This window comes from Paraburkholderia sp. BL9I2N2 (assembly GCF_004339745.1).
In the GTDB taxonomy this organism is placed as follows: domain Bacteria; phylum Pseudomonadota; class Gammaproteobacteria; order Burkholderiales; family Burkholderiaceae; genus Paraburkholderia.
The window spans coordinates 1,734,067-1,747,916 of sequence record NZ_SMGP01000001.1 but is presented as its reverse complement, the minus strand read 5'-3'; the positions used below and the strand labels follow the sequence as shown (position 1 = coordinate 1,747,916).

The 13,850-nt window shown below is 63.9% G+C and carries 10 protein-coding genes; 3 read left to right on the top strand and 7 right to left on the bottom strand.

Features of this window, described 5'->3' with window-relative positions:
* The first annotated feature begins 62 nt into the window (after window positions 1–62).
* Genes tssL through icmH form a run of 3 tightly spaced genes read left to right on the top strand, consistent with a single transcriptional unit; the run spans window position 63 to window position 6,767 of the window.
* Window positions 63–1,397, top strand: a complete 1,335-nt coding sequence (gene tssL / locus B0G74_RS08190) for a type VI secretion system protein TssL, long form (RefSeq protein ID WP_132374331.1) — start codon at window positions 63–65, stop codon at window positions 1,395–1,397.
* A gap of 32 nt (window positions 1,398–1,429) precedes the next feature.
* Window positions 1,430–5,488, top strand: a complete 4,059-nt coding sequence (gene tssM / locus B0G74_RS08185) for a type VI secretion system membrane subunit TssM (RefSeq protein WP_132374330.1) — start codon at window positions 1,430–1,432, stop codon at window positions 5,486–5,488.
* A gap of 22 nt (window positions 5,489–5,510) precedes the next feature.
* Window positions 5,511–6,767 carry a type IVB secretion system protein IcmH/DotU gene (icmH, locus tag B0G74_RS08180; protein ID WP_132374329.1) on the top strand — a complete coding sequence of 419 codons (1,257 nt, stop codon included), beginning with the start codon at window positions 5,511–5,513 and terminating at the stop codon, window positions 6,765–6,767.
* Here icmH and hypB read toward each other — a convergent pair.
* The 7 genes from hypB to hypF all read right to left on the bottom strand — a co-directional run bounded on the left by hypB (window position 6,751) and on the right by hypF (window position 13,784).
* Window positions 6,751–7,467, bottom strand: coding sequence for a hydrogenase nickel incorporation protein HypB (hypB, locus tag B0G74_RS08175; protein WP_342960549.1), 717 nt, complete (start codon window positions 7,465–7,467; stop codon window positions 6,751–6,753). The two genes, icmH and hypB, sit on opposite strands and share 17 nt — an antisense overlap.
* A 203-nt stretch (window positions 7,468–7,670) precedes the next feature.
* Window positions 7,671–8,000, bottom strand: a complete 330-nt coding sequence (gene hypA, locus B0G74_RS08170) for a hydrogenase maturation nickel metallochaperone HypA (protein ID WP_132374327.1) — start codon at window positions 7,998–8,000, stop codon at window positions 7,671–7,673.
* A 21-nt stretch (window positions 8,001–8,021) separates the two neighbouring features.
* The gene (gene hypE, locus B0G74_RS08165; RefSeq protein WP_132374326.1) at window positions 8,022–9,104 is read right to left on the bottom strand and encodes a hydrogenase expression/formation protein HypE; all 1,083 of its coding nucleotides are present in this window, start codon (window positions 9,102–9,104) and stop codon (window positions 8,022–8,024) included.
* Window positions 9,101–10,330 (bottom strand): hydrogenase formation protein HypD, encoded by a 1,230-nt coding sequence (hypD, locus tag B0G74_RS08160; RefSeq protein WP_132374325.1) that lies wholly within the window; start codon window positions 10,328–10,330, stop codon window positions 9,101–9,103. The genes hypE and hypD overlap by 4 nt, the downstream gene beginning before the upstream one ends.
* Entirely contained in the window at window positions 10,327–11,034 is a 708-nt protein-coding gene (locus B0G74_RS08155) for an SIS domain-containing protein (RefSeq protein ID WP_132374324.1), read from the bottom strand. The genes hypD and B0G74_RS08155 overlap by 4 nt, the downstream gene beginning before the upstream one ends.
* Window positions 11,035–11,065: 31 nt before the next feature.
* Window positions 11,066–11,341 carry a HypC/HybG/HupF family hydrogenase formation chaperone gene (locus B0G74_RS08150; RefSeq protein ID WP_132374323.1) on the bottom strand — a complete coding sequence of 92 codons (276 nt, stop codon included), beginning with the start codon at window positions 11,339–11,341 and terminating at the stop codon, window positions 11,066–11,068.
* A 31-nt stretch (window positions 11,342–11,372) separates the two neighbouring features.
* A complete protein-coding gene (gene hypF, locus B0G74_RS08145; RefSeq protein ID WP_132374322.1) occupies window positions 11,373–13,784 on the bottom strand; it encodes a carbamoyltransferase HypF in 2,412 nt (803 codons plus the stop codon).
* Between the last annotated feature and the right edge of the window lie 66 nt (window positions 13,785–13,850).

Sequence of the window (13,850 nt, the reverse complement as noted above, 5' to 3'; positions counted from 1 at the left end):
GGGAGCTGCTCGTGCCTGAGATCAGAAGGCGCGACGAACTTGCAGAGAAAAAAGGTAAACCAGTGAATTCAGACGTAGCGAACCGTTCGGGCGAGCGTGACCGGTGGCCAGGCGATCAAGACGGCATTCAGAGCACCGTCCCGCGCCCCGCACCAGGAGGACAGTCGTCCCGGAGTGCGGGCGCGGCAGCGTCCGGAGCGTCTCTTCATCGAGATGTGCCGCAGGGGGAATCGACTGCGGAGCGCCTTGCCGCCATCAGAGCGGCCCGCAATCCGCTGCTCGAGGCAGCTCGCCCTCTATTGCGGGCGCTGGCGGACTTGCCCGATCAGCTGGAAAAGGACGGAATAGATCAGTTGCGAGTCTTGCTGGAGCAAGAAGTGCGGGTCTTCCAGAAGCTCTGCGATCAGATCAGTATCCGGCGCGATCACATGCTCGGCGCACGCTATTGCCTGTGCACGGCACTCGACGAAGCCGCGATGCAAACGGTATGGGGAAAAGGCGGTGAAACCGGCGTCGAATGGAATACCAACGGTCTTGCCACGCTTTTCCACGAGGATCGCCAGGGCGGCACCAAAGTCTATCTGTTGGTCGGGCGGCTGATGAGCGAGTCGCAGGAGCATCTCGACCTGCTCGAACTCATTTACCGGATTCTTAGCCTCGGCTTCGAAGGTCGCTACCGCTACGAGGCGGATGGCCGACGCAAACACGAAACCGTGCGTCAGCGCATCTACAACGAGATCATGTCGCAGCGCGGGAGCCTGGCCGTCGCACTATCACCTCACTGGCAATCGGATGTGACGGGCAAGCGCGTGTCGTTCTTCGACTTCCCGGTATGGATCACGCTTGCCGTTCTATCAGTCATCCTGATCGGTCTGTTCGGCTATTTCAAATACGAACTGTTGAACCGGAGTGCCGAGGTGCAAAAACAGATCGCCGACATCGGGCGCATGACGCCCCCGCCTGCCCCGCCCGCACTTCATCTCAAGGAACTGCTGAAGAACGAGATTGCCGCGGGCACCGTGAGCGTCGACGAAGACGCGCATCACAGTTCAGTGACGTTCCGCGGTGATTCGATGTTCCCGCCGGGCGCCGCGGCGGTGAAGACGTCGATGACGCCGTTGGTCACGAAGATCGCGGGCGAAATCGTCAAGGTACCGGGCAAGGTAACGGTGCTGGGTTACACCGATAACCTGCCGATAAAGAGCCGCCAGTTCGCGTCGAACGAAGCCTTGTCCGAGGAGCGCGCCACCCAGATCATGCAGATGCTTCAGACCGCGGGCGTGCCGGCGGCCCGGCTCGAAGCAGTAGGAAGGGGTGACGCCGATCCGATAGGCGATAACGCAACCGTGCAGGGCCGCGCGCAGAATCGCCGCGTCGAAATCACGGTCGCGCAATAACGGGCCAACCAGGAAACACGGGAAATTCAAGCATGAAGAAGTTGTCGTTTCTGGTATCGCGCCAGTTTCTTGCCTTTGTCGCGCTGCTGGTTGTCGCGCTGGTGATCTGGTTTGTCGGTCCCCTTGTTGCGTTCGGTGGGCTGAAGCCGCTCGCAACCGTCGGGATGCGTGTGCTGGTGATCGCACTGATGCTGGGCGGCGTGCTGCTGTGGCTAGCCGGCTGGTCCACCAGCGTGATGTTCGTGGCGCTACTGTGCCTGCTCATCTGGTATGCGTCGCCGCTCCTCGCGTTCGGGCGTGAACAGCCGTTTGTGCCCGCGTCGGCACGCATCATTGCCATTGCAGTCGTGCTGGCGATCTTCGCCGTGTACTGGACTTTGCGGCTCTGGCAGAGAATGCGCACCGACGCGCAATTCCTCAAGAGCCTGCTCGAGTTCGGTGGCGCAAAAGAAGCATCGCCGGCTGCGGCGCAACTGGAGAAAGTGCAGGCGATCGTATCGGGCGCGTTGGCGCGGCTGAAGGCAATGCGCACCGGAGCACGCGGCATCGGACGCCTGTTCCAGGGCAAGCGCTACCTGTACGAACTGCCGTGGTACATCACGCTCGGCTCGCAGGGTTCGGGGAAAACGGCCGCCTTGCTCAATGCCGGCCTGTCGTTTCCGGTCGCGGGCCAGATGCAGCGTACCGTCGGCGCCCTTGCCGGCACCGAGTCCGTCGACTGGTGGCTCACCAACGACGCGGTGCTCATCGATACCGCGGGCCACTACACCCGTCACGGCACCTCGCAGCACAGCCGGCTGTTGTCGACGGTCGCTACTGCCGGAAGGAAATCTGCCGACAGGACGGATGCCACGTCAAAGAGCGAAAGCGCGCACGACAAGGACAAATCGGTCGTGGCTCTCCCGGTGCAGCCCGCTGCCGCTACGGCTTCCGCCACGGTCCATCCGGCCTCTGGCCCGTTGCACGAGAAAATGGATGCGGCCGAGTGGTTCGGCTTTCTGGCGATGCTGCGCAAGCACCGGCCTCGCGCACCGATCAACGGCGCACTACTGACACTGGATCTCGCCGTGCTGACGAGTCTCGACGACAGCGCGCGCATGGCCGAAGCGGCTGCGTTGCGCGGACGTCTCGCGGAGCTGCGCGAAGCGCTCGGCATCCGTTTTCCGGTCTATCTGGTCGTGACCAAAATGGACCGGCTGACCGGCTTCAACGAATACTTTGCTTCCTTGCCAGCGGAGGGACGCGCCCAGTCCTGGGGTTTTACGCTTCCCTACGGCAAGGAGACCATTGCGGCGGAAGGAGTTCGGACTCGCTGCAACGAGGAACTCGGCTTGCTGGCAAATCGTCTGGCCGACGGCGTCAACACGCGCTTGCAGGACGAGTTCGATGCCACCCGACGCCGGCAGCTTGTCGCGCTATCTGAAGAGTTCGCCGCACTGTCCCGACCGCTCGGCGAGCTGGTCGAACGCGTCTTCCTCGACTCGCGTTACGACGATACCCAACTTCACGCCACTCTGCGCGGCGTCTATTTCACCAGCGCGATCCAGGCAGGCGGCACACTTGTGGCCGAGCGGCGGACTATCGCGCAGCGGCTGTCGGCGTCGCTCGATCGGGTACTGGGCACACGCGCGTCGAGACCGGCCGGCAACCAGAGCTACTTCCTGCACGATCTGCTCACGAAAGTCGTGTTCGCCGAGGCGCAGCTGGTGCGACCCAATCTGCGCTGGGAATTCCGTTTCCGTCTCCTGCGGCTCATCGGCCATGCCCTCGCTGTGCTGCTTTTCGCATGGCTGGCCATCGGCCTGCGCCTGAGCTTCGGCAACAACAGCGACTATCTCTCCATCATCAGCCGCAAGACCCAGGCGCTGGCCGCGAAGGTCGCGCAACTGTACAAGGAGCCGAAACCCGAGGCGATCCCTGATACGCTCACCGAGGCACGCTACCTGCCGACCTTCCCGAGGCTCGACCTGTCGGACCCGGATAGCGCCTTTCGTTTCGGCCTTTACACCGCGACTGACGTCGTCACTGAGAGCCGTCGCACCTACGACGTGCTCGAGGACAACCTGCTGCTGCCGCAGATCGTCAAGCGTGTGGAGGACATCATCTCGCAGGCGGTGGCCAACAAGGATTCGAAGGCGGCCTACGACGCGCTGCGCGTCTACCTGATGCTCTACGACAAGGCGAAATTCAACGCCGACGACGTGAAGGCCTGGGTGCTCAACGACTGGGCGAACACGGATAGCGCAACGGCCTTCGGCGGCCGGGCCTCGATGGTCGACCACGTACAGCAGCTCTTTTCAGGAAGCCGCGTGGTCCAGTCGCCGTTGATCCGCAACGATTCACTGGTCCAGCAGGCCCGCTCGTTTCTCGACGGCAGTAATGCAACCGGGCGTCTGTACGAACGGGCCAAGACGACGATGCAAAAGGAAGCGCCCGACGAATTCACGTTGATCCGCTCGGTCGGGCCGCAAGCCGGACTCGTCTTCACGCGGGCGAGCGGCGCGCCGCTGTCGCGTGGCGTGCCTGGACTGTTCACCTTCGACGGATACCGGCATCTATTCGACAAGCGGCTGCCTGAGTTCGTGGAGGCCGCACGCGACGACGATGCGTGGGTGATGGGTCGCTCCTATCTCGGCGAGGCTCAAAAAAAAACATCTGAATTCGTAGGCACCGTGAGCGGCGCTGACGACCCGCTGACGGACGCCATCCGCCGGCAGTATCTGACGGAATACGCACAACTGTGGGACGCGTTTCTCGGTGACATCCGTACAGTGAACGGTACCAGTCTGCAGTTCAATCTGCAGGTGCTGCGCAGCTTTGCGGCGCCTGATTCACCGCTTGCCCGGCTGGCGCGCGCAGCGGTGCGCGAGACCACGCTGACGCAACCCGTCGCGGCAGCGGACGGCTCTCTGCTGCAAAAGGCGGCTGACCAGCTAAGTCAGAAGGCGGACAAGACGCTCGGAATACGGGCTTCGGAAATCATCGAACGCGAGCTGGTCGATAGCCACTTCGCCGCGCTGCGCGAGGTCGTCACGGGCAACGCGGACGGACAGGCCGCACCGCAAGCAGCCACTGCGCAGGCCGGCAAGACCGGTCTCGACGGTGTCGCGAGCTTGTTGAACGACTATTACACATCGCTGACTGTCGCCGACAACGCCATCGCCAACAACAGCATGCCACCGGCAAGCGACACGGCGTCCAAACTCAAGATGACCGCCAACACGATGCCGGCTCCGTTTCGCGCCGTATTGCTGGCGCTGGCGGGGGACGGCTCGCGCGAGGTGAATCAGGGCATTGGCCAATTGTTGTCGCGACAGATGCAGGCGGTGGTCGGCGACACCTGCCGGCTGACGATCGAGGGCAACTATCCGTTCGCAGCCGGCAGCAAGCGCGATGTCCGTATCGATGACTTCACGCGCGTCTTCGCACAAGGTGGCGTCATTGACGATTTCTTCACGAAGACGCTCTCGGCATTCGTCGACACCTCGGCAAAACCCTGGCGCTACAAGACGTTGGCCGGCGCCACCGAACCCGTCCAAGGTCCAGACCTCGAACCCTTCCAGCATGCCAAGGCCATTCGCGACATCTTCTTTGCCGATCCGGATCAGAAGCAGTTGTCCTGGAAGGCGGATATCCGGATTCCTGAACTCGATCCGACGATCACCGGTCTGATGGTCGACATCGACGGCCAGACGACGCTCTATCAGCATGGGCCGGTTGCGTCGTTCCCGGTGACCTGGCCGGGACCACGCGGCGGAGTGCACGCGGAGATGATGGCCGAGCCGCGCATCCGGCCGGAGAGTTCGACGATCACAGCGGACGGTCCGTGGGCGCTGATGCGGCTGGTCCAGAAAGGGCAGGTCGTCGAGACCACGACACCCGGACGCATACGTGTCGCATTCGATTTCGACGGCCGTAAAGCCGTACTCGATATCGCCGGTGTAAGCAGCGTCCCCAATCCCCTGACGAGCGATGTGCTGAAAACATTCCGATGCCCGAGCTCAATGCCGGTGTTCACCCTCACCGACAGCGGGCCGCCGGCGGGATTGCCGCCGGGCGCTCCGGCTGCGGCGCCGGGCACGCCTCATTGAACTCGCACACGACATCCGGGGAATGCACATGACATCGACATCCGGTCCAGCCATTTTGCTCACGCAACCACGCATGCCCGCATCGCCGCCGATTCGCACGCGTGTCGAGGCGGCTGAGGCCGCGGCAAATCCGCTTCTCGAAGCCGCGCGCCCTTTGCTCGACGCACTGGCCGATACGCCCGTGGTACTCGACGGCCGGGCCGTCGAAATGCGTTACAGGTGGCTCTCGCATGAAGTCAGGGTATTCGACAAAGCCTGCGCCGAACTCCGTCTTCGCCCCGATCACGTTCAGAACACGCGTTATTGCCTGTGTTCGGCGTTGGACGAAGCCGCCATGCAAACTGCCTGGGGCAAAGGCGTGTCGACTGGTGTGGAGTGGACGACGCATAGCCTCGCCGTTGCGTTCGGCGGAGATCGCCAGGGCGGCGACCGGGTCTATGCGATTATCGAGCAGGCCATGCTTGATCCGCTCGAACATCGTGATCTGATCGAGGTGGTCCAGAAGGTGCTGGACCTCGGCTTCAAGGGACGGTACCGGTTCGCGTCGAATGGGCAAGCCGAACTCGAAGCGGTTCGCAAGCAGCTTCACAACGCCGCCGCGACAACGAACCGATCAGCACCCGCGCGTCTTGCTCATACCGCAGTCGCTGCCTCCGCCCTCACTCCGTCGCCGCGCGACCACGTCGATCCGGAGGTCAGGCTCGTGGCAGCAGCGCCAAGACGCAAGGCGTATCTGCGGGTTGCGCTCGCCCTCGTGCTTGCCGCGCTGCTCGGTTTCGTCACCTACGCCGGTTTCCACACCAGAGTTGATGAGCCGCGACCGGCTCGACTCGCAAAGCCGGTTGATGTACTGGCGGGAAATCTGGCTGATCTTCTGAAGAACGAGATTGCGGCCGGCACGGTCAGCCTGATGGAAAATGCCCGGCAGGGAACCATTAAGCTTCGCTTTGACGACATGTTTCTGCCGGGCGAGACAAGTATGAACGCCTGGGTTGCGCCGCTGATCGCCATCGTGGGAAGAGAAGTTGCCCGGATGCCGGTAACGGTGCGGGTCACAGGGTATGCGGACAGTTTGCCGGTCGCCAGGTCTTCGCTGGCGTCCAACCAGACGCTGTCCGAGGAGCGCGCGAAACAGGTCATGCAGATATTGCTCGCAGCGGGTCTGCCGTCTGATCGTGTCATTGCAACAGGAAAAGGCGATGAGGAACCGATTGCAGCCAACGACACGCCTCACGGCCGGATGAAAAACCGGCGCGTCGAGATCACGGTGACGCAGTAGCAGCGCGGCTGCGCAGCCACCCATACCACGCTTCCATGCCCTCCCCGCTCTGCGCCGACACCTGAAGAATGTTCATTTGTGGATTGACACGCTTCGCATACTCGATGCACCGCTCCACATCGAAGCGCAAATGCGGCAACAAGTCGATCTTGTTCAGCAACAACAAGGAACACGCCCGGAACATATGCGGATACTTGATCGGCTTGTCTTCGCCTTCGGTCACCGAAAGAATCAATACCTTGGCGGCTTCACCGAGATCGAATAGCGCGGGACACACCAGGTTGCCGACGTTTTCGATCATCACCACCGAATGCAGCGGCGGGTCGAGTTGCGTCAAGGCTCTCGACGCCATCTCCGCGTCGAGATGGCACCCGGTGCCGGTGTTGATCTGCACCACGCGCGCGCCGGTTGCGCGAATCCGCTCGGCGTCGTTGAGCGTGGCCTGATCGCCTTCGATCACCGTGAGCGGGAACGCGTTACCCAGATCGCGGATCGTTCTTTCGAGCAATGTCGTCTTGCCGGCGCCCGGCGAGCTCATCAGGTTCAGCGCCAGTATCGAACGGCCGGCGAGCCAGCCGCGATTGCGTTCGGCCAGTAGCTGATTTTTGGCCAGGATGTCGCGTTCGAGGTTGATCGAAGTGCTGTGTTCGTGTTCGTGGTGATGTTCGTGATGGTGGTGGACATCTCCGTGATCGTGCACATGATCATCGTGATGGCTGTGCGAGTGTGAATGCGAATGCGCACTGACACCCACAAGATGATTCGAGCTGACTCGCCGATAGGCAGTTCCGGCCGAGCCCGCACCTGCGGTTGTCCCCTGAGACTGAGTCCCCGCCTCCACCGCCTCATCCAGATCGGTCACTGCCGCGCTCCGCGTATTCGAGCATCCGCATGTCGTACACATCACACCACCTCCATCTGCCGGATCTTCAACTGCTGACCGGAAACCAGTTCGAGATTCCCGCTGCCGCACGCGCATTGCCCAAACGGCACGTCGACCGCGAGCGTCGCGCCGCATGTGAGACAGCGCGCCTCGCCCGGTATCACGACGATCTCGAGCGTCGCGCCCTCCACCGCCGTATCCTTCGCGCACACGTCGAAGCAAAACCGGATCGCCTCCGGCATCACCGCCGACAGTTGCCCGATCTCCAGCGTCACGCGCCGCACGCGCGCGCCGTGCGCCTGTTCCGCGCAAATCTCGACGACGCTGTTCGCAATACTCAACTCGTGCACGGCGCACTCCCGATTGGCCGCTCAACAGATGCGAGGCAGTTGCTCGCCCACCAGCATATCGACGATGCGTTGCCCGCCGAACACGGTCCGCATCACGACTAGCCCATTCGCCTGCGCCTCGTTCCGTTCAACCGTCCCGATCACCGCCGCCTCGTGTCCCACCGGGTGCACGCGCATGGCCGCCAGCACGCGTTCGGCGGCGTCGGCGGGCACGACGGCCACCAGCTTGCCTTCATTGGCCAGATACAGCGGGTCCAGGCCGAGAATCTCGCACGCGCCCTTTACCTGTTCACGCAAGGGCAGCGCGGCTTCATCGAGCCGTATCGTCACGTTCGAGCTTTGCGCGAATTCATTGAGCACGGTCGCAACACCACCGCGCGTCGCATCGCGCAGACAGTGGATCTGCGGACACGCGTCGAGCATTGCCGCGATCAGGCTGTTGAGAGGACAGCAATCGCTCTCTATGTCGGCTTCGAGTGCAAGCTGCTGACGCGCCACCAGAATCGCCGCGCCGTGATCGCCGAGACAGCCGTTGACGATCACCACGTCGCCCGGACGCGCGTTGCGCGCCGAAATCGAGACATCGCGGCGCACCACGCCAATGCCCGTGGTGTTGATGAACAGCTTGTCGGCGCAACCGCGCTCCACCACTTTCGTGTCGCCCGTGACGATCGCGACGCCGGCTTCGAGCGCGACGCGCTGCATGCTCGCCGCGACGCGGCGCAGAAGATCGACGGAGAACCCCTCCTCGATCACCACGGCGCACGACAGGTATAAAGGCGTCGCGCCACACACCGCCAGGTCGTTCACCGTCCCGGACACGGCCAGCGTGCCGATGTCGCCGCCCGGAAAGAACAGCGGATCGACCACGTAACTATCGGTTGTAAAAGCGAGCCGGTCGCCGTGCGCGGCGAGATCGGCCAGCGCGAAGACGGCCTGATCTTCCAGCGCCGCGAGCGTGGGATTGTCGAAGCTCGACACGAACACGTCCTCGATCAGATCGCGCATCGCACGGCCACCGCTGCCATGCGCCAGATTGACGGTCGCGTCGCGCACGCGGTGCGGCGCGCTGGCTTTGATCGAAGTAGAAGCGCGATCGTTCATGGGCCACCTCGCGCGGTGGACACGCCAACCACATCGGCCCTGCTAGCCGCGCCAGGACACGCCCCGCCCTGAACCGCCGCTTGCCGCGCTTCACGCCGCTCATCGATACGCGACGTATCGATCCGCCCATAGTTGTAATACGCCGCGCACGCCCCTTCGCTCGACACCATCAGCGAGCCGAGCGGCGAATCCGGCGTACACGCTGTGCCGAACACCTTGCATTGATGCGGCTTGATCACGCCCTTGAGCACCTCGCCGCATTGACATGCTTTCGGATCGGCGATCTTCACGTTCGGCACCGCGAACTTGCGCTCGGCATCGAATCCCGCAAACGCCTCGCGCATCCGCACGCCGGAATGATCGATCGAGCCGAGTCCACGCCACTCGAAAAACTCGCGCGTCTCGAACACGCGCGTGACCGCCGACAAAGCCTGCGCGTTGCCATCCTCCGGCACGATCCGCCCATACTGGTTCTCGACCTCGCAGCGGCCATCCGCAATCTGCTTGAGCACCATCCACATCGATTGCAGCACGTCGAGCGGCTCGAAGCCCGCCACAGTAATCGGCTTGCGATAGTGCCGCGCGATGAAGTCATACGGCCGCGTGCCGATTACCATGCTGACATGTCCCGGACCAAGAAAGCCGTCGAGGTGCAAATCGGGTGAGTCGAGAATCGCCTTGATGGTCGGAATGATCGTGATGTGATTGCAGAACAGCGAGAAATTCGTGACCTTTCGCGCGTGCGCCTGCAAGACGGTCATCGCGGTGCTCGGCATGGTCGTCTCGAAGCCCAACCCGAAGAAAATGACCTCGCGTTGCGGATTGAGCTGCGCGATCTTCAATGCGTCGAGCGGCGAATAAACCATGCGCACGTCGGCGCCGTCGGCCTTCGCCTTGAGCAGGCTTTTCTTCGAACCGGGCACGCGCATCGCGTCGCCGAACGTCGTGAAGATGACTTCCGGACGCTCCGCCAGCGCGACGCAATCGTCGACGCGCCCCATCGGCAGCACGCACACCGGGCAGCCGGGACCGTGCACGAACTCCACGGCGTCGGGCAGCAATTGCTGGATGCCGTAGCGGAAAATCGTGTGAGTGTGGCCGCCGCACACTTCCATGATTTGCAGCGGCCTCTGCTTCGCGCGCTCGATGCATGACACCAGCGCGCGAATTTCCCTCGCGAGCGTTTTCGCCTTCTCCGGGTCGCGAAACTCATCGACGTATTTCATGGCGCGCCTCCGGCGGCCGCCGTGGGCGAAGCGCCGAGACCGCCGCGGTCGTCGGCGAGCAGCGTATGCACGAGGTCCCACAGAATGTGATAAATCGCGACATGCGTCTCCTGCACGCGATGAATGCTGTCGCTTTTCACCACGAGGCAATGATCGAGCGCGGCGCTCGTCGCCATGCGTCCGCCGTCGTGACCGGAGAGTCCGATGGTCAGCAGTTCCATCTCTTTCGCCTTCGCGAACGCGGCCAGCAGGTTCTCCGAATTGCCGCTCGTCGACACGCCGATCAGCGCGTCGCCGCGCCGTGCCTGCGCGACCAGTTGCCGGACGAAAATATGATTGAAGCCGACGTCGTTGCCGACCGCCGTCAACATGGCCATATCGGCGACAAGATTGATGGCGGTGAGCGCGGGACGTCCCGTCGTGACCGGATGCAGAAACTCGACCGCGATATGCGCCGCGTCGCAACTCGAACCGCCGTTGCCCATCGCGAAGAGCCGGCCGCCACGGCGATACACGTCGGCAATGGCGTGAGCCGCGCGCACGACCTCGGGCGCGCTTTCCTCGAAGAAACGCGTCTTCGCATCCACACTGTCCTGCGCCTTGCGACGCACCGATTCGAGCAGGGCCGCGTCGAGCCGCTCCGCATCCTGATGCGCGCCATGCAGGAACGGATACAACGCTTGCAGCGATTCATGTTCGGGCATGGCCGGTCTCCGTGTGCTGGCGACGGCGCGCTCACGGCGCGCCGCGCAACTCATCCATCTCGCCCTGCGCGACGCCCAGTTCGTGCAGCAGCGCAAGCGTGCGCGCCGCTTCCTGCTCGTCGAGCCGGCTCATCGCAAAGCCGACATGCACCAGCACCCATTCGCCGACGCACGCGCTCGCCGGCCGGTCTTCATCGATCACGAACGCGATGTTGATCACGCGCCGCACACCGCCGACATTGACGAGCGCGAGATCGTTCGCCGCATCCGTCACTTCGACGATCTGCCCTGGGATGCCCAAACACATGTCGCTCTCCTCTCTGCCCCCGTGCGAACCATCAACGCTCGCCGTGCTGCCGCGCCGCCGCGATGACCGCCTGCCCGAGCGACAATCCGCCGTCGTTGGCCGGCACCTGGCGATGCGTCAGCACGCGAAACCCCGCCTCGCCAAGGCGCGTTGCCACCTGTTCGAACAGGATGCGGTTCTGGAACACGCCGCCCGATAGCACGACGCTGCGCGCGTCGGCCGGACCGGTCAGCAGGTCGGCAAGACACTCCACCATGCGCACGATCGCAATCGCCACGCCCTTGTGAAAACGCGCCGCGATCACCGGCACGGGCGTGCAGCGCAGCAGATCGTCGAGCAGGGCTTCCCACATCGGCCGGGGTTCGATGCAGCGCAACCCACCCGGCACGGTGTTGGTCAGTTCGAACGGGTATGCATGCGCGTCGCTATCGTTGCGCAGCGTGTGCTGATCGACCAGCGCCTCCAGTTCGATCGCGGCCTGGCCTTCGTAAAGCACACGCTCACGGCACACGCCGAGCGTGGCCGCCACCGCGTCGAACAGGCGGCCCGTCGAACTTGCGAGCGGGCTGTTCACGCGCTGCGCGATCATCGAGTCGAGCGCGGCGCGCGGACGGCCGCTCAGGAACTGCTGCATCTCCAGACCGCTGTAGTGCCGCGTAAATCCGTACCAGTCGAAGGCAGCCCGCAGATGCGCGTAGGCATTGCGCCACGGCTCGTCGATGGCGCGCGTGCCGCCCGGCATCGCCACCGGCTTGAAGCGGCCGAGACGCGTGTAGCCGCGATAGTCGGCCAGCATGAATTCGCCGCCCCACAGTGTGCCGTCGTCGCCGTAGCCGAGACCGTCGAGCGCGACGCCGAGCATCGGCAACGCATCGAAGGCGACCCCGTTTTCGGCCATGCACGCGGCAAGATGCGCATGATGATGCTGCACTTCGACCACGGGAATCTGCGAGGCTTGCGCGAGCTCGTAGCCGATCTTGCGCGACAGATACTCGGGATGCAGGTCGAGCGCGATCACCTGCGGTTCGTATTCGAACAAACGCAGATACTGCGCCACCGCGCGGCGGTAGTCCGCATACGTCAGCGCGTCTTCCAGATCGCCGATGTGATGCGAGACGATCGCTTGCGCATCGCGCGCAAGGCAGAAGGTGTTCTTGAGCTCGCCGCCCATCGCCAGCACCGAGGGGGTGTCGGCGAAACCTTCGGGCAACAGCAGCGGCGCCGGCGCATAGCCGCGCGCGCGCCGAACGATCTGCGCGCTACCCCGCACGACGCGCGCCACCGAATCGTCGACCCGGCGCGAAATGTCGCGATCGTGCATCAGGAAGACATCGGCGATACGGCCGAGACGCGCGCGGGCGTCCGCGTTGTCGATGCACGGCGGCTCGTCGCTGGTGTTGCCACTCGTCACGACCAGCGCGGAATCGATCGACTCCGTCAGCAGCCGATGCAGCGGCGTGGACGGCAGCATGAAGCCCAGCGTGCCGACGCCCGGCGCAACACTTGGCGCGACGCATTCGGCGCCGTCGGCGGACATGATCACGATGGGTCCGCCGGCGCTCGCGAGCAGCGCGCATTCGGCCTCGCTCGGCGTGCAATACCGCCGCATGGCTTGCAGATCGCGCGTCATCAGCGCGAAGGGTTTGCGCTCGCGCCGTTTTAGCCGCCGCAGACGTGCGACCGCGGTTTCATCGCTCGCATGGCAGGCGAGCTGAAAACCGCCCAAGCCTTTGATCGCGACGATCGCGCCGTGCCGCAACAGCAGGCTCGCCGCGCGGCACGGGTCGTCGCCATTCACGCGCGCGCCGTCGCGGCTCTCCAGCCAGACACGCGGGCCGCATGCGGGGCACGCAACCGGTTGCGCGTGAAAGCGCCGGTCGGCCGGATCGTCGTATTCCGCGCGACACGCGTCACACATGACGAACGCCGCCATTGTGGTATTGGCGCGATCGTAGGGAATGGCTTGTATGATCGACAGCCGGGGGCCACAGTGCGTGCAATTCGTAAACGGGTAGCGGTAGCGGCGGTTCGCCGGATCGGCGATTTCCGCAGCGCAATCGGCGCAAACGACGGCATCGGGTGTGACGCCGGTTTGCACATGGCCGCTCACGCTCGGCACGATACGAAAGTCGTTGGCCTCGGCCGCTTCGTTCAATTGATGCCGCTCGATCGCGTCGATCCGCGCAAGCGGCGGACACTCGGCGCTCAGGCTGTCGATGAAGCGCTGCAGCATCCACGCGTCGCCCCATGCGTGAATCAGCACGCCGTCGCTGTCGTTGCACACGTCGCCGACCACGCCGCAGGCATGCGCAAGCCGCCACACGGTCGGCCGGAAGCCGACGCCCTGCACCAGTCCGCGCACGCGGATCTCTTCGCCGACCGGTCCCACGACCGCCGGATGCTGTGCCGAACCCTGCCCGGCGGGCTGTGCATGCGTGCTCATCGCCATCTCCCTGGCCGTTGTCGCCTACATGTTGCGAATGCGGATATAGCGCTTGATGTCCTTCAT